The organism is Mesorhizobium sp. M7A.F.Ca.US.006.01.1.1 (genome assembly GCF_003997935.1).
Lineage (GTDB): Bacteria > Pseudomonadota > Alphaproteobacteria > Rhizobiales > Rhizobiaceae > Mesorhizobium.
In genome coordinates, this window is record NZ_RZQL01000141.1 from 1 (window position 1) to 18,923 (window position 18,923).

At 62.6% G+C, this 18,923-nt stretch carries 17 protein-coding genes and 1 pseudogene; 4 read left to right on the forward strand and 14 right to left on the reverse strand.

Translation table 11 applies throughout. The annotated features are described in order from the left end of the window. Window positions 1–196 precede the first annotated feature (196 nt). On the forward strand, window positions 197–1,126 hold the full coding sequence (locus EN943_RS22930; RefSeq protein ID WP_127414746.1) for a transglutaminase-like cysteine peptidase: 930 nt from the start codon (window positions 197–199) through the stop codon (window positions 1,124–1,126). Window positions 1,127–1,175: 49 nt separating this feature from the next. Here EN943_RS22930 and EN943_RS22935 read toward each other — a convergent pair whose 3' ends face one another. The 5 genes and pseudogenes from EN943_RS22935 to EN943_RS22955 all read right to left on the reverse strand — a co-directional run. Next, window positions 1,176–1,817 (reverse strand): ribbon-helix-helix domain-containing protein, encoded by a 642-nt coding sequence (locus EN943_RS22935; RefSeq protein WP_127414747.1) that lies wholly within the window; start codon window positions 1,815–1,817, stop codon window positions 1,176–1,178. Beyond that, window positions 1,807–3,096 (reverse strand): HlyD family type I secretion periplasmic adaptor subunit, encoded by a 1,290-nt coding sequence (locus EN943_RS22940; RefSeq protein WP_023809952.1) that lies wholly within the window; start codon window positions 3,094–3,096, stop codon window positions 1,807–1,809. The genes EN943_RS22935 and EN943_RS22940 overlap by 11 nt, the downstream gene beginning before the upstream one ends. Before the next feature lie 42 nt (window positions 3,097–3,138). Beyond that, on the reverse strand, window positions 3,139–5,271 hold the full coding sequence (locus EN943_RS22945; protein WP_127414748.1) for a type I secretion system permease/ATPase: 2,133 nt from the start codon (window positions 5,269–5,271) through the stop codon (window positions 3,139–3,141). Window positions 5,272–5,310: 39 nt separating this feature from the next. Continuing rightward, the gene (locus EN943_RS22950) at window positions 5,311–6,759 is read right to left on the reverse strand and encodes a TolC family protein (protein WP_127414749.1); all 1,449 of its coding nucleotides are present in this window, start codon (window positions 6,757–6,759) and stop codon (window positions 5,311–5,313) included. A gap of 423 nt (window positions 6,760–7,182) precedes the next feature. Then, window positions 7,183–7,557, reverse strand: a pseudogene (locus tag EN943_RS22955) (invasion associated locus B family protein); the annotation flags it as partial. Between the two features lie 70 nt (window positions 7,558–7,627). Between EN943_RS22955 and EN943_RS22960 the strand changes: the two are divergent. The 3 genes from EN943_RS22960 to EN943_RS22970 all read left to right on the forward strand — a co-directional run bounded on the left by EN943_RS22960 (window position 7,628) and on the right by EN943_RS22970 (window position 10,445). Beyond that, window positions 7,628–9,088 (forward strand): phosphatidylserine/phosphatidylglycerophosphate/cardiolipin synthase family protein, encoded by a 1,461-nt coding sequence (locus tag EN943_RS22960; protein ID WP_127414760.1) that lies wholly within the window; start codon window positions 7,628–7,630, stop codon window positions 9,086–9,088. Window positions 9,089–9,198: 110 nt separating this feature from the next. After that, complete coding sequence (locus tag EN943_RS22965) at window positions 9,199–10,047, forward strand: endonuclease/exonuclease/phosphatase family protein (RefSeq protein WP_127414750.1); 849 nt, start codon at window positions 9,199–9,201, stop codon at window positions 10,045–10,047. Window positions 10,048–10,109: 62 nt separating this feature from the next. Beyond that, a complete protein-coding gene (locus EN943_RS22970) occupies window positions 10,110–10,445 on the forward strand; it encodes a hypothetical protein (protein WP_127414751.1) in 336 nt (111 codons plus the stop codon). 50 nt (window positions 10,446–10,495) lie between these two features. Here the strand turns inward: EN943_RS22970 and EN943_RS22975 are convergent, their stop codons facing one another. From EN943_RS22975 to EN943_RS23015, 9 genes are all read right to left on the reverse strand, one after another. After that, window positions 10,496–11,890 carry a glutamine synthetase family protein gene (locus tag EN943_RS22975; protein WP_127414752.1) on the reverse strand — a complete coding sequence of 465 codons (1,395 nt, stop codon included), beginning with the start codon at window positions 11,888–11,890 and terminating at the stop codon, window positions 10,496–10,498. 35 nt (window positions 11,891–11,925) lie between these two features. Further along, window positions 11,926–13,011: a branched-chain amino acid ABC transporter permease gene (locus tag EN943_RS22980; protein ID WP_127414753.1), complete on the reverse strand. Its 1,086-nt coding sequence runs from the start codon at window positions 13,009–13,011 to the stop codon at window positions 11,926–11,928. A 1-nt stretch (window position 13,012) separates the two neighbouring features. After that, window positions 13,013–13,912 carry a branched-chain amino acid ABC transporter permease gene (locus EN943_RS22985; RefSeq protein WP_127414754.1) on the reverse strand — a complete coding sequence of 300 codons (900 nt, stop codon included), beginning with the start codon at window positions 13,910–13,912 and terminating at the stop codon, window positions 13,013–13,015. An 8-nt stretch (window positions 13,913–13,920) separates the two neighbouring features. Next, a complete protein-coding gene (locus tag EN943_RS22990; protein WP_127414755.1) occupies window positions 13,921–14,625 on the reverse strand; it encodes an ABC transporter ATP-binding protein in 705 nt (234 codons plus the stop codon). A gap of 48 nt (window positions 14,626–14,673) precedes the next feature. Continuing rightward, the gene (locus EN943_RS22995; RefSeq protein ID WP_127414756.1) at window positions 14,674–15,828 is read right to left on the reverse strand and encodes an ABC transporter substrate-binding protein; all 1,155 of its coding nucleotides are present in this window, start codon (window positions 15,826–15,828) and stop codon (window positions 14,674–14,676) included. 42 nt (window positions 15,829–15,870) lie between these two features. After that, window positions 15,871–16,596: an ABC transporter ATP-binding protein gene (locus EN943_RS23000; RefSeq protein ID WP_127414761.1), complete on the reverse strand. Its 726-nt coding sequence runs from the start codon at window positions 16,594–16,596 to the stop codon at window positions 15,871–15,873. Between the two features lie 158 nt (window positions 16,597–16,754). Beyond that, window positions 16,755–17,339: an XRE family transcriptional regulator gene (locus EN943_RS23005; RefSeq protein ID WP_127414757.1), complete on the reverse strand. Its 585-nt coding sequence runs from the start codon at window positions 17,337–17,339 to the stop codon at window positions 16,755–16,757. Window positions 17,340–17,410: 71 nt separating this feature from the next. Continuing rightward, the gene (locus tag EN943_RS23010; protein WP_164778325.1) at window positions 17,411–18,214 is read right to left on the reverse strand and encodes an N-formylglutamate amidohydrolase; all 804 of its coding nucleotides are present in this window, start codon (window positions 18,212–18,214) and stop codon (window positions 17,411–17,413) included. Window positions 18,215–18,230: 16 nt separating this feature from the next. Beyond that, window positions 18,231–18,923: aldehyde dehydrogenase family protein (locus EN943_RS23015; RefSeq protein WP_127414759.1), on the reverse strand; the 693-nt coding region annotated here is incomplete at its 5' end.

The window sequence follows — 18,923 nt, forward strand, 5'->3', positions numbered from 1 at the left end:
CAATATAACCTGATATATGCTGGATTCTGGAGGCCTCCCTGACGGAGGGCTGGCCGGGATTTTTCGGCAAATCAAAGTATAAATTTGAATAAAATTTTAAATAAAATGGATAAAGACAGTTGCTGGATATTTATCCACCTTCCTTTCCAATAATTTGAGACAAGATCGGTAGCGTCCACAGTCAAAGGTGGGCGTTATGAAAAATCAAAAACCAGTTCCGGGAAAAACCCGGCTTCACATGCTCCTGCTGGCAATCGGGCTTGTCGGCCTGGCGGGGCCGTCATTCGCGAGCGATATCGCCGCACCCGGCAGGCCTCAGGAGAAGGTCCAGACGCCGCCCTGTCTCGGCGGTGTTTCGCTGGTGAGGCGCCAGCCCTGGCAGCCTGCGGACGCTTACCGGATCGGCATGGTCACCGGCAGCTATGGCCCGGATGTCGGCCGCGGGGACGGCTCGTCAACGGTGCGAGATGACGCCGGGATAGATCCGGTGCAGACCGCGTCGATTATTCCAGGGGTATTCGGATCGGTTGCCTTGTCCATGCGCAATTTTCCCGTCGCGGCTCGCTGGACGCCCGTCTACCGGGCAATCACCGCTTGTTCGGTAGGCAGCCCCTGCGAGCACAAGAGCGCGGCTTTTGCCGGCATGGTCTCCGCCGCCCAGGGCAAGGGCTTCAGCGAGAAACTATCTTTCGTCAACAGCAGTGTAAATCGCCTGATCGCCTACAGGAAAGACAGCCTCGTCTACGGCAAGCTCGACTATTGGGCAAAGCCTTCGGAGATTCTCGAGCGGCGCGCCGGCGACTGCGAGGATTTTGCCATCCTCAAGATGACGGCTCTGCTGAGGGCCGGCATTCCAACGCAAAGCATGGCGCTGGTTGTCCTCCAGGACCGCAAGCGAGGCTTCTTTCACGCTGTGCTGTCGGTGAGCACAGGCAGCGGCACCTTCATTCTCGACAGCCTCAGCAACACCGTTGTGCGCGATAGCGACCTCCCGGATTACGTTCCGCTCTATTCGTTCAGCACGGACCGGGCCTGGATCCACGGTTCAAGATCGGGCGGAGCCCAGATGGCCGACATCAAGGGCGGTTTCGCAACCGTCGCACCCGGCGAAGGTTTTCAGCCATAGGGTTTCGGCCAGTCTAAGCCATAGGTTCTCGTCAAAGACTGGCGGGCATTCAGCCGCCGAAGACGAATGCCATCAGCAGCTCCGGCTCGAGCACCGGAGCCCGCACCGCATTCAACTGCCCCCGGTAACGCCGGTCACCCGCGCCGATGACAAAACCAGTGGCCACCGGCGATTCGCCATTGGCATCGAGCCGCGTGAAGATGTCGGCCACATTGAGGTCCAGCGCCAGCTTGAGATCGTGCCGTGCGTCATCGCTTGGGGCGATCGGCAATTGGCGTTTGACCAGTTGCTGGAACGGCGCGTTGAACGACAGGATCTTCTTCGACGAAGCCAGGGCAAAAGCCGGAGATGGGCAAGCGACCAGTATGGCGTTGATAGTGTTGATCGATGCAAGCCTTCGCAAGGTCAGGTTTTCGTCGCCCAATCCACGCATGCAGGCCACCCGGATCGCGGATGTCAGATTGCCTGTCTGGGCCTGGCTTTCGGCGATCTCGTCGATGAGCATGCCGATCGTGCACTTCCTGCTTTCGGCCATCTGCTTCAGCGACATCCAGAACGCCCGCTCCAGACGGATGCCGCGTCGTATGCCGCCGCGCGCCACAACCCGAAACTCCAGTCCAAAATCCTCGGCGGCGACTGGAGGCAGCAGCCGCTCGCGATCGGAATGATGAGGGCTGGCGCTACCGCTCACTCATCGCCTCCTCGCGCGCCTTGTTGATCGGCTTCAGGAGGTAGTGCAGGATCGTCTTACGCCCGGTCTTGATGTCGACCGAGCAGATCATTCCGGGGATGATCGAGTAGGCCTTGCCGTCTCTTTGAAGGGTCGATTTGTCCGTAGCCACGCGGACCTGATAGTAGGGTTCCCCCGTTTTCTGATCGACCAGGCTGTCGGCTGTGATGTTGGAGACCTTGCCCTCGATGCCGCCGAAGATCGAGAAATCATAGGCGGTGACCTTGATAAGGGCTTCCTGGTCGGGGCGGATAAAGGCGACATCCCGCGGCGAGACCCGTGCCTCCACCAGCAACGTTTCGGAGGTTGGCACGATGCCGGCAACGACCGCGCCAGGCTGGACGAAAGCCCCCACCGTGTTCAGCTCCAGCGTGTTGACGATGCCGTCCACGGGAGACCGGATATCGGTGCGCGCGACCTTGTCGGTGGCTCCCCTTATGGTTTCATCCACCACCGAAAGTTCCGCCAGCGCCTGGGTAAGGTCGTCCAACGCCTCCTGCTGCAATTGCAGGCCGAGTTCTTCGACTTGAAGCTGGGCTTCGGTGATCGACGATTTGATCTTCTTTATCGTTTCGCCGGCAAGGTTCAGCTGGCCGTTGAGTTCGGTCTGTTCGCGCTCTACCCGCAACTGCTCGGTCCTTGCCATCAGGCCCTTCTTGACCATCGCGTCGACCAGTTTTGCTTCCTGGTCGCTGACGACCAGGTTTTTGGTCAGACGGTCGGAATTGGCCACCGCCTCGGCCAGTTCCCTCTCACGCTGGTCAAGGCGCGACTTGAGCACGGACAGCTTGTTGTCGAAGTTCCCGCGCCGAGCGATGAGCAGCTTCTGTTCATTGTCGCAGATCTGCGGGGCAACCGACTGGATGTCCTGCGGGCACGGAAATGGGCCCGAGAGATTGCCGGCCTGTTCGTATTTCAGCCTTGCTATGCGCACTTCCAGCGCGCGCGCCTTGGCCTGCTGCTCGCCGAGACTGGACGTGTTGAGCGTGTTGTCCAGACGAATGATGAGATCGTTCTTCTTGACGACCTGGCCAATCGTCACGGCGATTTCCTGAACGACACCGGCCTCACTTGCCTGAATGATCTGGGTCTTGGAAGCGGGTATGACCTTGCCATCGCCGCGTGCGATCTCATCGACTTCGGCAAAGGACGCCCAGGCGACAAAAACGACGAAGAGCGCTCCGATGATGAATATGGACGCCGACGCGAACAGCGGCGGTCGATCTTCTCTGGCAAGCATTTCCCACGCCCCAACGCATTGGATGCAGCAATAATTGTTTTGTCAGGCGCTTGTTTTCTGCAACGCCTGTATGACTTGGTCCTTCGGTCCGTCGGCAACGATTTTGCCCTGTTCGATAACGATCAGTCGGTCGGCCAGTTCAAGCATGCTGAACCGATGTGTGGAGACGATCAGCGTGGTGTCGCGGTCAAAGGCGACCTTGAGCTGCTTGATCAACTGGCGTTCCGATGCAAGATCCATCGAGCCCGATGGCTCGTCCAGAAAGACGATCTTCGGTTTGGTCAGCAGCAAGCGTGCGATTGCCACCGTCTGCCTCTGGCCGCCGGAAAGATTGGTGCCGCGCTCGCCGACATTCATGTCGTAGCCGCGCGGGTGACGTGAAACGAAATCGTCGACACCGGCCGCCTTTGCCGCCTCGATGATCTGTTCGTCTGTAGCCTCGGGGCATGCCATCAGGAGGTTCTCCTTGATGGTGCCCGAGAACAGGTCGCCGGCCTGCGCAACGATGCCAACTGCGGCGCGAACCTCGGACGGGTGATACTGGCGAATGTCGATCCCATCGAGCAGCAACTCACCGGAAGTCGGCAGGAAGAGTCGGCCGATCAGCCGCCCCATCGTCGTCTTTCCCGATCCTATGCGGCCGATGATGCCGATCCGCTCACCCGGCTTGACCGAGAAATTCAGGCCGGTCAAAACCTCGTTTTCCGAGCCTGGATAGACAAACCCGACATTCCTGAACACCATCGCCCCCTTGCGAATGGGGCGGTTGACGAAGCCCACCGTGTCGGGCCGATCTTCCGGTTGAGCCATGATCGAGTTCACCATTCTCAACGAGAGCATGGCCTGGCGGAACCGGGACAACGTTATGGCGATCTGGCCGAGCGGCGCCACGGCCCTGCTCGCCAGCATCACCGTTCCTATGATTGCTCCTGTCGAAACATGCCCTTCCGAGAAGGCATAGGCGCCGGCCACGACCAGGGCGACGGTCACCAGTTGCTGTATGGACTGGGTGATGTTGCCCGCCGCCGCGGAAAGCTGCTTGATCTTCTCGGACGTGTTGGCGGCGTTCTTGGAGTGCTCGCCCCATTTTCGCAGCAGATATGCCTCGGCGCGCAGCGATTTGATGGTCTCCAGCGTGGAGATGGATTCGACCAGCAGGGCCTGGCGCTGCGACGCTTCGTTCATCGAGGCGGCGACACGCTTGCCGATGCGGCGCTGGGTGATCAGACCGACGATGACGGACATCACGAAGGCCAGCGCCGGTATGATCACCAGCCAGCCGCCTATCGCATAGATGACAAGGAGAAAGATGAAGACGAAGGCCGTGTCGATGAACACGCTTATGGTGTTGGAGGTGAAGAACTCCCTGACGAATTCATATTGGGTGACCCTGTTTGCGTATTCACCGGTCGAGCCGGGGCGCGCCGACAGCGACGAGTTCAGCACTTTCTCGAACAGCAGATAGGATATCCGGAGATCCGCCTTGCGGCCGGCATAGTCGATGAGGGAAGCCCTGGCCGTCTTCAAAAGCAGGTCGAACAGGATGACCGCACCAATGCCGAGAGCCAGGACCCACAATGTCGATATTGCCTTGTTCGGCAGGATCCTGTCGTAGACGTTCATGGTGAAGATCGGCGAGGCTATGGCCAGCAGATTGATGAACACCGCCGCCAGGACGACTTTCGAGTAGGTGCGCCAGAAAGCGCCCATCGTCCCCGTAAGCCAATGTCTCCGCTCGATCCTGGCCGCCGAGCCGACCGACATGGTCTCGGCGGCATTGGCATAGGTGATCGAGAAGGAAGCGCCGCCGCTGATGTAGCTGGCGGCCAGTTCCGATCGGCCGATCGTGGTGCGGCCGTCTTCCTGGGGCGCGGTGATATACGCATCGTCTTCACCCAGCGCGAGCAGGGCGACCGGCAATTGGCTGACGCGAAAGACGATTGCGGGCAGGTCTATACGCCCCCTGAGAAAATCGCGGTGGTTGAACTCGGTGACTTCCAGGCCGATGCGTTCGGCAAGGTGCCTGATGTCGTCGATCGCAATTCGCGTGTCCGAGAGCGGCACGCCGGCAAACAGCACGGTCTCCGCGCTCGGCCTGCCGAGATATCCGGCAACGGCAGAGAAGCAGGCCTTGAACGCCTCCTTGGGGGAGAGGATGTTGGGTTGCTGGTTCACGATCTGCCCGTCAGGACGCTCGCTGGACCTTGCGTCGTCTTATTTCTTCCTCACCGGGGCGAGAATATCGAATGGCAGGTCGTTCTTCTGCTCCGATGGCGTCCGCGCATAGGTCTCAGTGTCTGCGGTTTCCGGTGCTGCAAACTCGGTCCGCGCATAGGCCGTCGCTTGCTTTGCCGGCTGAAGGTTCATCGTTTTCAGCAACTGTCCGGTCGCGGCCAGAAGCCGGTACTGGGCAAACAGCGATGCATAGGAGGCGGTATCGGCCAGCGTTGCCGTGTTGAACCGCGTATTCTGCGCATCGAGCACGTCGAGCAACGAGCGCTGTCCGACCTTGAACTGCTCGCGATAGGAAGCGACCAGCTTCTCATTGGCGGCGGCTTGTTGCCTCAGGGTCTTCGCCAGATCGGCTTGCCGGAAACGGCGATCCCATGACGTGCGAACAGCTTCCTCGATTTCGCGCTGGACCTGATGCAGCGCGAGACGCTGTTCACTGGTGCGGCGGATCTGCTCCTGCTCGTTGGCCTTGTCGATGCCGCCGCGGTAGAGGTTCCAGCGCAGGACCACGCGCGCCTGCAGGTCGCTGGTGTCGCCATCGTCGCCGTCAATATCGTTTCCCGCCCGGGCCCGACCTTCGGCGATGATGGAGGGGCCAAATTTTGCCCGCGCCGCGTCCACAAGGGAGGCCGCCGCGTCGATGTCGCTGTTGGCCATGTGCACGCGCGGATTGCTTTCCCGCGCCAACCCTATCGCGTCGTCGAGCGAGCGCGGGAGTGCGGCCGAGACATCGCCAGGCCTCGAAGGGCTGGTCAGGGGCTTTCCGACGGTTTTGAAAAAGCGGATCTTGGCCGCTTCCAGTTCTTCGGTCGCCTCCTGCATGCGCGCCTTGGCGGCGAACAGCCGTTCCTCGGCCTGTTGCCGGTCGGCCTCGTTCAGCGCGCCGCCCGAGATGCCTTGCCGGATGTCGCCAAGAATTGCCTGGTGGAAACCGAGATTTTTCTTCGCTTCGGAGACGATTGACGCCTGCAGCATATACTCAAGATAGTCCTGGACAACGGATAGCCCGATGAATTCGGACCGTTCCAGCACCCGGAATGAAGCCCCATCGACACGCGACGCCTGGCGGTTCAATTCGGCCCGCCTTGCACCACTGTCATAAAGCGTCTGCGAAATGGTAAGATCCGTTTCAGCCGGATAGAGCGCATCGTCTTCGATGGAAAGCGAGCGCCGGGATGGATTGTCGAGCCGGCGAACGCCAGCCGATGCCTCGACATCGACACTGGGAAGATAAAGGCCCTTGGCCTGCCGCAACTCGAATTCGATTGCTTCGCGATTTTCGATCGCCTGTCCAATCTCGGGATTGGATTCCACCGCGACAGCCATCGCCTCCTTGAGTGTGAGCGCGTGAGCACTCCCGCAGGTCAGCATGGTGGCCGCCATCAAAAGACCAAGGCGCTTGGCCAAGGTCGACATATTTGTCGTATTCATTAATCCCACCCTAACATTTCCCCAGCGTCCTTTTCAGAGCGCTAACCAAGCCAAGGCCTGCCCGTCGGTGGATTATTCACAAATTCACGAAATATGTGAGCGATTATTTATTTAGCGGTCGCTAAATAGGCTTTTTGGGCAACAAGGCTGCGATATGTAGCAAAAATAGCACATAACGTCGGCTCGCTACGGTTGTATCCGCACGCCGCATTCAGCGGGAAAGCACAAAAAACCGGCAGGCCACTGGGCCGATATGTCCAGAATCACGGCCGGTTCGGATAGCGGCCGTTGACGGCCCAACCGGAAGTTGAGCCCTTTTTCAGGCACGCCCCTTGGGTGCCGCGTCCAAAAAACACCCCATCGCGGCGGCTGGCATGCACGTCATGTCGCTCATTACGGCCAAAAGCGGGTCAGCGCGTACCGCTAATTTGCGCTTAACGCCACCATGCGGTCGAGCGCCGCGGTCAGGCCGCGAAGCGAAACCGGGAAGCTCAGCGGGGTCTCGGCGTCCGTCGTGACATTGAGCTTCAGCACCGAGCCTCCCCTCAGCTTTCCAAGCGTCGGCCGATCGACGGTAAAGACGGAGACGCAACCCGTCGGCAGACAGGTCCTGAAGCGTTGCGGCGACAGCGGCGGCTGATCGTCGATCTGCAGCGTCACGCCCGGATCGAGCAGGATGCCGAAGGGCAGAAGCAGGGTAGCCGTCGTCGAGCCGTCCGGGCGTGACGCGATCTCCACGGCAAGAAGCCTCTGGCCGTTCTGCTGGACCTGGTCTTGCGCGAGCGAGCACACTCTCGCCACCATCCGGCGAATGTGCGGCATGACCGGCTGCATTGCCTTCTGCAACCGCTCGCTGGATAGTCTCGCCATGGAGACCCTGGCGACTCACTGGCCGCAAATTCTGGCGATCATCTCCGTGGTGATGGCGACGGCTGGCATCGTCCATGCCGTCATGACCAAGGAGGATGTCCGCGCCGCCACCGGCTGGGTCGGCGTGATGGTGCTGTCCCCGATCCTCGGCGTGCTGATCTATGCCGTCGCCGGCATCAACCGCATCCGCCGCGCCACGATCACCGCCCAGCGCCCGTTTGCCGAAGGCGCGGTGTCCGCCAAGCATGAGCGCGACGTCGCTGTCGAAGAGGCCCTGATCGTCGAGCGGTACGGGCAACGGTTCACGGGCTTGCGGACACTCGGCGACAGGGTGGCGCGGCGCGCGCTCAACCCTGGAAATGCAATCGATGTGCTGGAGACCGGCGACGAGGCCTATGCCGCCATGTGCGCGGCGATCGATGGCGCCGAGCGCAGCGTCCTGCTCGAGACCTATATTTTCGACAATGACGCCGTCGGCCTGCTCTTCGTCGAGGCGCTGGCCGGCGCCGTCCGGCGCGGCGTCATGGTCCGGGTGCTGATCGATGCCGTCGGCGCCCGCTACTCGGTGCCGAGCATCCTGGGGCATTTGCGCGAGGCCGACATCCCCGCCGATGTCTTCAACGGCAACATCGTCATGGGCCTGCGCCTGCCCTACGCCAATCTGAGGACCCACCGGAAGATCCTGGTGGTCGACGGCATCGCCGCCTTCACCGGGGGCATGAACATCCGAAAAGGCTTCTCCGCCGAATTCGCCGGCTCCAACAGCGCCAAGGACACTCATTTCCGGGTGACCGGTCCGATCGTCGCCGACCTCTTTTCGGTCGCCGCCGAGGACTGGCGCTTCGCCACCAACGAGGCGCTGAAGGGCGACGCCTGGCGCATTGCCCCGCTGTCGCCATCGCCAGGCGCACCGATGATGGTGCGGGCGGTCGCTTCCGGCCCGGATGCCAGCAACGAGACCAACCACAAGCTGCTGATCGGTGCATTCTCGGTCGCCCGCAAGTCGATACGCCTGATGTCGCCCTATTTCCTGCCGGATCGGGAACTGATCAGCGCGCTGATCACCGCCGGCAGGCGCGGGGTCGAGATCGACATCGTGGTGCCGGCGGTGAACAATCTTTTCCTCGTCGACCGCGCGATGATGGCGCAGTTCGATCAGGTGCTCAAACACTATTGCCGTGTCTGGCGAACCGAGGGACCGTTCGACCATTCGAAGCTGCTTTCGATCGACGGCGTGTGGGCCTATGTCGGATCTTCCAATCTTGACGCCCGATCGCTGCGGCTGAACTTCGAGATCGACCTGGAGGTGCTCGATGCCGGCTTTGCCAGCGAGATCGAGGCGCGGATCGGGTCGGCGATTGCCTCCGCCGTGCCGGTGACGCTGGAAGCCTTGCGAGCCCGGCCGTTTCTTATCCGGCTGTTCGACCGGGTATTGTGGCTCGGTTCACCCTATCTCTAAGGCGGAGGTGCGCTTGAGGAATTCGTCTGTCATGGAACATACGCCGAAATTGCCTATTTTGACTGTATCCGGCTTCTGAATTGAAGCCAGCGAGGACGAGCAGCACAGAGATGCACAGAATTGGACGCAGCCTCCCGGCAAGCATGCTTCTGTCCCTTCGTGACCGCCGGATGCAGAAGGCTAACGCCGCCGCACTCAAGACGACAGCCACCACCGGAACGCTGGTGGCCTCCTACAATGTCCACAAATGCATCGGCGTCGACAGGAAATTCGACCCGGAGCGGATCATCCGCGTCATCCGCGAAATCGATCCGGACGTCATTGCGCTGCAGGAAGCCGACAACCGCTTCGGCGACCGTGACGGGCTTCTCGACCTGCCCCGGCTCGAACGGGAAACCGGCCTGGTTCCGGTGCCGATTTCGGCCACCGGCAAGGGCCATGGCTGGCATGGCAACGTCTTGCTGTTCAAGAAGGGCGTCGTTCGCGACGTGCACCAGATCAAGCTTCCGGGACTGGAGCCGCGCGGCGCGGTGGTGGCGGAGATCGACCTCGATGGAAGCCGGACGCTGCGCATCATCGCCGCTCATCTCGGCCTGCTGCGCCGCTCGCGCTCCCAGCAGGCGCGCGTCGTGCTCGACCTGATGAACAGCCCGGACGAAAGACCGACCTTGCTGCTCGGCGACCTCAACGAATGGCGGCTTGGCAACCGCTCCGCTCTCAACACGCTGCATGCGACGTTCGGCCCGCAGCCGCCGGCCGTCCCCACCTTCCCGTCGAACCTGCCGCTGCTGGCACTCGACCGGATCATGGCCAACAGGCATGACATGATTGCCGCCATCGACGCGCATGACACGCCGCTTTCACGCGTTGCCTCCGACCACCTGCCGCTGACGGCCTTCGTGCGCCTGGAGCGGGTGGACGATAACGCCTTGATGTCTTCCGCGTCGCAAAGCGTGTAAAATTAGGCGGAACGCCCGGTTCTTCCGCGAGTTAACATGTCTTGAACATGCAGGAGGACGATATGAAAAAGCTGATTCTGGCTTCCCTGTTGGCATTGGCCGCGACAGCGGCGATCACCGCGCCAACGCAAGCGGCAAGCGTGACCATCCAGTCCGACGACGGCGACCGCTATTTGCCGGATGACGATTCCGATAGTGGGATCGTTATTCGCCGTCATCACCGCGATCGCTATTACGACAATCAGTATGAAGGCGACCAGAACGTTCAGTACGACAATGGCGAATACCGGTACGGCGAATATCGCCGCCACCACCGGCATCATCGCTGCCATATCGAACTGGTCAAGCATTGGCGTCATCACCATAGGGTGATCGAAGAGGTCCGCGTCTGCGGCTGATGCCCAGACAAACCGGCCAGCGAAAGCAGGCCGGTTTCGCCTTGGCATGATCAGCTGACGAAATAGCGCTGCCACTCGAAGTCGGTGATGTGCGACGCCTGCCAGGCGTCGAACGCTGCCTGTTCGGCTCGCCGGCTCTCGGCGTAATTGTCGCGGAAGGCCTCGCCAAACGCATCGGCGCAGAAGTCGGATGCAGCGAACGCCTCGATCGAAGCATTGAGCGTGCGCGGCAGTTTCGGCTTGTCGAGATTGGCCAGATTCGACGTCACCGGCGCTTCGAGCGGCAGATCCTTCTCGATGCCCTCGCAGCCAGCCGCCAGGATCGCGGCGATCGACAGATAGGGATTGATGTCGGCGCCCGGCGCGCGGTGCTCCAGCCGGCAGGCACCGTCATTCGGCGTGGTGATGGCGCGGATCGGTGCGGTGCGGTTCTCGAAACCCCAGGCGACGTCCTCTGGCGACCAGGCGCCACGATCGAAGCGGCGGTAGGAATTGACCGTCGGCCGAAACAGCAGATGTGTTTCCTGCATCCGGTGGAGCACGCCGGCAAGGAACTTTTCTGCGACCGGCGTCAGCCGGTTCGGGCCGGCGGCGAAGGCCGGCTTGCCGTCGCGCCACAGGCTGACATGGTGATGCGCGCCGCAGGCGCTTTCCTTGCCCGGCGGCTGGAACCGCGTCATGAAGGTGGCGACCAGGCCACGCTCGGCGCACAGCTCACGCAGATGCAGCTTGGCACGCATGGCGTCGTCGGCTGCCTGCAGTGCCGATTTCGGCGTCAGCGCGTATTCATACATGCCGTAGCCATATTCGGTGACCAGCGAGGCCACGCCGATGCCGATGCTCTTCATGCGGGTGATGAATTCGGCGGCAAAATCCTGATATTCGCCGCTGCGCACCAGATCATAGTTGATCAGCGAATGGCCCCAGGGCTTCAGCTCGCGGTAGCGCCCGGCGCGCATCAGATCGTGGTCGGCGTGGAAGATGCCGAACTCATATTCCAGCGCGATCATCGGCTCGTAGCCGAGCGCCCCGGCGCGTTCCTCGACGCGGGCCAGCACACCGCGCGGATCGAACGGACAGACCGCGCCGTCGAGCATGTAGGAGCTGGTGATGGCGGAGGCGAATTTCGGCTTCCAGCCGTGCTGGACGACCGTCGCCGGATCGATGATTCCCTTGATGTTGGGAAAGCCGTTCTCCTCATTGGCGCTCGGCGAGGCGAAGGCAACATCGCCCATCGGTTGGCCGTCGCCATGGGTAACGCAATAAAGGATGGCGTTGATGGATTCGCCATAGGTAGAGAGCTTCAGCGGTGCGATCTTGGAGCGGAACGCCCCTGATGTGTCGACGGTATGGATCTCGATGAACTCGACACCGTCGGCCGCCAGCTTGCTCTGCAGCGCTTCGAGCCTGGGCTTGTAGGCCGCGGCCTTGTCCTCAAATTCCACTTTCAAACCTCCACCAGGAAAACCAAGGAGCTACGCTATTTCGCGTTGCGCCTGAAAAATCGCGACAACAGTTCGTCGAGCTCGTAGCGGCCGCTGACGCCGCTTGGCCGGAAGGCCATGCAGAGCACGATGACGACGCCAAGCGCCACACCCGACAGCCCGAGCAGCTGCGGCAGCTGGATGCCGGCGATCGTCACGCCGGATTCGATGCTACGGATGAATTCCAGCCCGACCGAAAGCACGATCACGCCAGTCACCGCGCCGGTCACCGTCGCCATGCCGCCCAGGATCAGCATCGCCAGTGTGTTGAAGATCATCTGGAAGTAGAAAAGCTTGGGACTGATCGTACCGGCGAAATAGCCGTAGAGCACGCCGGCGAGGCCGCAGATCAGCGCCGACAGCACCCACGACATCAGCCGCAGGCGCCGGGCGTCGATGCCGAGCGCTGCGGCCGCCTGCGGGCTCTGGGCGCTGGCCCTGAGCTGCAGGCCCCAGCGGCTGTCCTTGAACAGCCGCGCCAGCACGATCACCACCACCGAGAACACCATCATCCAGGGCAGGCCGACCACCTTCGGGATGCCGAAGAAGGCCTGGTTGCCCTTGAACAGGTTGGTCCAGTTGAGAAAAACCGAATGGACGATGATCAGCAGCGCCAGACTGACGATGGTCGCGGCGACGCCCGACAAGCGGCTGATCACCTTGCCGCTGACGGCGGCGACGATGCCGACCATGATGAGCGCGATGAGCGCCGACGACACCGGATCGAGTTGCAGCGTGGCGAAGCCGAACGGCGCGTTGGGGATCGACAGTTTCTTCATGGCCAGCGGCGTCGACAGGATGGCGACGCCATAGGCGCCGAGGCCGACAAAGGCACTGTGGCCGAGATTGGCGATATTGCTGTTACCCATGAACACCTGAAGGCCAACGACGACGATCAGGTTCACGAAGGCGCCGAGCGCCAGATAGGTGTAGTAGGTCGGCGCGAAATTCAGGATCAGCAGCCCGAGAACCAGCACCGGCAGCGACGTCACCAGCCCACCGATCAGCGAGCGCGTCAACGCAGCACGGGGTTGTGCGACAGCAGCAGGCGGAGATGCGGTCTCTTCGATTGCCTGCGACACGTCAAATCTCCTTGTCGCCGAGTTCGACCCGCTGGCCGAGCAGGCCTTCTGGCCGGTAGACAAGCAGCGCGACGATGATCCCGTAGGTGAGCGCGTCCTTGAAGCCCCCATATTCCTGCGGCAACGCAACCAGCAGGCCGACCTCGATGAAGCCGAGCAGCATGCCGCCGGCCGCAGCGCCCGCCAGCGAGCCGAAGCCGCCGATCACGCAGGCGACGAACGCCTTCAGCACCAGGCTGAAGCCGAGATCGGGCGAGACGCTGCCGCGCCGCGCGATGATGAAGACGGCGGCGATGCCGGCCAGTGCGCCCGAGATGGCGAAGGCCGTGGCGATCACCCGGTTCGCCTTGATGCCCATCAGCCGCACCGTGGCGAAATCGCGCGACGCAGCGCGGATGGCGAGGCCGAGCGTCGAACGGTTGAGGAACAGCACCAGGGCGAGGATGGTCAGGCCGGAGACAATGAGCTCCATCACCTGCAACGACGACACCGCGAAGGGGCCGAAGAACCACATCTGGTTCAGCCCGTTGAGGATCGAAACCGACTGCGGCTTGGGTGAGATCAGCAGCATGAACAAGTTCTGCACGACGATCGAGACGCCGAAGGCGGTGAGCAGCCCGGTCGTCGTCGGTGCATAGCGCACAGGCCGGAACGCCACACGCTCGAAAGCGATGGCCGCAAGGCCAGCGGCAGCAACAGCAAGCAGCACGGCGACGAATGGAGAGGTCAGTCCGAGCGCGGCCGCCAGGAACACGCTGTAGGCGGAGACGCCGATGATTTCGCCATGCGCGAAATTGACAAGGCCCATGATCGAGAACACCACGGCAAGGCCGAGCGCCACCAGCGAATATTCGGCGCCGAAGGCCAGCGCGTTGAGAAGCTGCTGCAAGGCATAATCCATGTCGCCGCCTACCCGCCGATATAGAGGTTGAAGAGACCGTGTTCGTCGGCAAGGCTGGATGGCGGCCCGCTGTGGCGTAGCGTTCCGGCACTGACGACATAGACGCGGTCGGCGAAGCGCAATGCCTGCCTGGCGTTCTGCTCGACCACCAGCAGCGTCAGCCCTTCCGCTTTCAGCTCGCCGATGAAATCGAAGATCTGCACCACGATCTTCGGCGCCAGCCCCAGCGATGGCTCGTCGAGCAACAGCAGCTTCGGCCGCGACATCAGCGACCTGGCGATGGCCAGCATCTGCTGCTCGCCACCCGATAGCGTGCCGGCCGCCTGCCCGTAGCGTTCGGAAAGCACCGGAAACAAGGCCAGGAAGCGCTCGATGTCCTGGCGCACGCCCTTGGGATCGCGCCGTATCGCTGCGCCAAGCCGAAGGTTCTCGCCGACCGTCAGATTGGCGAAGATGTGCCGGCCTTCGGGGGTCGAGGTCAGACCGGCGCGAATACGGTCCTCGGTGCGGACACGCGAAATTTCCTGGCCGTCGAGAACGATGCGGCCGGAAGCCGGCGTGACCAGGCCGGTCAGCGCGTTGATGGTCGAGCTCTTGCCGGCGCCGTTGGGGCCGAGCAGGGCGACAAGTTCGCCCCGCCCGACCTTCAGGCTGAGGTCGCGCACCGCGCTCACCGCGCCGTAGCGGACGACCAGATTGTCGACGCTCAGCACGACGGGGTCTGCACTGCGAAGGCTCGATCCGTCATCGCTCGCTGCCCGTCAGTTCAGCGCCGGAACGAAGGTCGGCGGCGTGTCGGTGATCAGCACCCGCTTACCGTTCGCAAACCCCATCACCGGCACTGCCTTGACCGGATAACCCTTCTTCTCGGCGAAGGAGATGACCGGCGCCGTGGTGCCGGGATAGCCACCCGGCGCGCGGATCGCCTCGCGCAAGGCGGCGGGCTCGACCGTGCCGGACTTCTTCGCCGCCTCGTAGCTGATCTGCACCATGTCGGCGCCAAGCGCGTCGAAGATGCCGTTGATCTTGTAGCCGTCGGCCTTGCACTGGGCGAGAAACTTGTCGATCGGGCTGTCGACGCCGGTCGCGCCATGGGTGGCGAACATCACCTTCTCCAGCGATGCCGGATCACCCACGGTGCCTTCCAGCGACTTGTCGTCGAAGGCATCGCAGCCGGCGACCCAACCGTCATAGCCATTGGCGCGCAGCTGGCGGATGAAAATGCCGACATCGGGCAGCACGCCGCAGATGTGAATGGCATCCGGCTTCTGCGGCAGCGCCTTGATGCTGGCGATCTGCGGCGACCAGTCTGATGTGCCCCAGGAATAGTTGAGCTTGGAGACGACCTTGCCGCCAAGATGTTCGAACACCTCGCCGAACCATTCCGGCAGCTTTTCCGAATAGGAACCGGCATCGGGCGAGACCATCAGCGCCACGGTGCGCGCGCCCTTGCCGTAGAGCGCATTGGCGGTCGCTGCCGCATTGATCGGATCCGGCACCGCGCCGGCAATGAAATTGTCGAGGCCGGCCTGCTGCATCTCAAGCTGCGTGTTCGGCGCCGAGAATACGGTGGCACCATAGGGCGCGGCGATCTGCGCTGTCGGGATCAGCGCATCCGGGAACGGCACGCCGGTGATGACCTGGGCGCCGGCATCGAGGAATTTCTGGCCGAGCGACACCGAAAGCTGCGGATCGGAGCGGTTGTCCTCGATCATCAGCTCGACCTTGGGATCGCCGGCGCCTGCGGCCTTGTTCAATTTGTCGGCCATGCAGCGCGCCCCTTCGGCCTCGCTGTAGGGTGCGTAGGTGCCGGTCATCGCCACCGCGAGCCCGATCTTCAGATCGGCGGCACCGGCATGCGTCGCCTGCAAAAGCCCCGCCGCCACGACCGCGGCCCCCAAAATCATCTTCTCCATTTGACCCCTCCTTCTCCCTTGTTGTTGGCGTTTAGGGCGCCGTCACGATGTCTCGGACTGCCCGACATAAACCTCGATGACGCGCGGATCGCGCCACACCGCTTCGGTTTGCCCGGACGCGATCACCTGGCCCTGATCCATGACGCAGAGCCGGTCGCAAAGCCGGTTGATGAATCGCAAATCGTGATCGATGACGATGGTCGCGCAGCCGACATCCCTGCGAATGCCCTCGATCGCTACCGCCAATGTCTCGGACTCGCCTTCGTTGAGGCCGGCCGCCGGCTCGTCGAGCAGCAGCAACGATGGGCCCAATGCCAGCGCGCGGGCGATTTCGAGCCGGCGCTGGCTGCCATAGGACAGCGTGCCGGCCGGAACGTCGGCGAAGCCATCCAGTTGATATTGGGCAAGCAGTTGATCGACGCCGATGCGTGCCGCCGCTTCCGGCCGAACCGCCTGGCAGGTGATATGGGCGACCTCGACATTTTGCCGGACGGTCAAATCCTTGAACAGCCGGATGGTCTGGAACGTACGCGCGACGCCGGCCCGCGCGCAATGCTCAGGACCGTGGCCGGTGATCTCCTTGCCCGCCAGCCTCACACTGCCGGTGTCCGGCTTGAGCACGCCGGAGATGACGTTGACCAGAGTGGATTTCCCGGCGCCATTGGGGCCGATCAGGCCGAGGATTTCGCCGGCCTCGCAGGCCAGCGAGGCACTGCGCAACGCCTGCACGCCGCCAAAGGTTTTGCTGACTGCCTCAACCGACAGCATCGGTTCCATCTCCCATCCGGCCGATGGCTATTTCTCCTGTCGGCCGGTCAACACGATGCTAGACCCCCGACTTTTCCATAACAAGTATTTTTTTCCATTTTAGAAAATATTCTTGAGAGGCGCCAAACTTTCGGGCCCGGATTCCAGTCAGGCCGGGATCAGACCCCGGCGCCGGCCGGCAGCCCGTCGCGCGGCACCGTGTTCGACATCAGCATGATCACCGGCTCTTCGCCCAGCGCGATATAGGCGTGCTGCATTTCGCCATCGAACAGGATGCTGTCGCCCGGCTGCAGCACGGTTGGATCATAATGGATCGTGTGCAGTTCCAGGCTGCCGCTCAGCACATGGATGAACTCCTCGCCCGAATGGCTGCGCCAGCCACCGTTCTCCTCAAAACTCTTCGCGCGCAGCGTGACACGCCAGAAAATGTTGGTCTTGTCGCGAAAATCGCTGCACAGGACCTCGAATTCCATCGCGTTGCCCTGGTGCAGGATGCCGCTGCCGGCGCGCGTGATCGAGCGCCGCGCCTGCATGCCCGGCTTCGGGCTGAACAGGAACGAGGCCACCGGCACATGCAGCACGCCGGCGATCATCAGCGCGACGTCGACCGTCAGCCGGGCTTTGCCGTTCTCCAGTTTCGACAATTGCGAAACCGAAAGGCCCGAGCGTTCGCTGAGATCGCGCAGCGTGATGTTCTGCTCTTTGCGCGCATCGCGGATCTTGCTGCCCACATTGCCCTGCATCACCCGCGCCCTTGGCTGTCGTGTTTCCAATTCGACAAGCTCTAGCCGGGCGGCCTTGGGGCGTCCAGCCTTTAGACGGCTATGGCTGGCTTCGGCCATAGCGACATCGCGACAGTGGCAAAGACATCCTCCAGGGTGCGGCTGACGAGCTCGAATGTTTCCGGATCGGAAAGCAGGTCGTTGCGGGCTTCGAGATAGAGGCACGGCCTGCCCTGCTCCAACCCGTGCCGGTTCAGCGTGTAGCCGACGGCCTGACGCCAGTCATACGGCTCGTTGTCGCCGATCCTCAACCCGGCCTCGGCACCACGCGCGCCAAGCGTTTTCAACACCGAGGTGACGAAGGGAGATAGCTCCCGCCACAGCACGCCGATGTCGACATTGCGCCTGACGCCGCCCATCACCGGGGTGAAGGAATGTACGGAGATCAGCGCCTGCCGGCCCGCCGCGGCCTCGACAACAGCCTGTTCGACCGGCGCCCAGGCGATCATCTTGCGCAGCCTGACATCGACTGCATCGGGCGCGAGATTGCCGGGCACCGGAATGCCGCCGAGATCCGGGCGCATGAAATCCCATTCGCCGGCAGGCCTGTTGTAGTCGAGGAACAGCCGCGAATAATGCGCGACCACGGCCGGCGCCCGCAATGTCTGCGACAGCCGGCGCGTCAAGGCATCGATGCCGATGTCGACCGCGAAATGCGTGCCGAGATAGGGTGCTGCGAGGCCGAGATCAGACCATGGCGCGGGCACCAGATTGCCGGCATGTTCGGCGATCAGCAGATAGGGGCTCGCCGCCTCGATCCGCAGCCGCTCGACACTGGCGGCGGCCAGCGCGGCGACTGCTCTCTCATCAAGCCCTGCAAGGCTCGCGGTGCTCACCGGGCCGTCCTCCGGATCAGCCGATGACGGAGCGGACATGATAGGCCTTGGCCGCTGTCGCCTCCACCAGGCCGGCGCGGCCATTGGTGCGGCCGAGGCCGGAATTCTTGATGCCGCCCCAGGGCAGGTGCAAATCGGCGTGGTCGCAGCGGTTGAGATAGACCGTGCCGGCCTCGACCTCGTCGAGCAGCGCCACGCCGCGGTCGATATCCGTGGTCCAGATCGAGGCGCTGAGGCCGAAATCGCTGTCGTTCATCAGGCCGATCGCCTCGTCATCGCTGCCGACCGACTGGATACAGGCCACCGGCCCGAACAACTCGTCGCGCATGATCCGCATGCTGTGGTCGACACCGACCAGCACTTCCGGCGCGACATAGGCAGCGCCGAGACCGGAGGCCTTGAGGGTGCCGTCTCGCGGCATCAGGCGCTGGGCCCCTGCGCGCACCGCGCTGTCGGTGAGATCGCGGATCGTGTCGGCGGCACTCGCCCGCACCACCGGGCCGACCATCGGCTTTTCGCCGATGGGGTGGCCGATGGTCCATTTCGCCGTCTCGGCGACCAAGGCTTCGACGAAGCGGCCATGGATCGCCTCGTCGACATAGATGCGCTCGACCGAGCAGCAGGACTGGCCGGCATTGGAATAAGTGCCCTCGGCGATCTGTGGGATCGTCGCCTCGAGATCGGCATCGGCGCGGACATAGGTCGGATC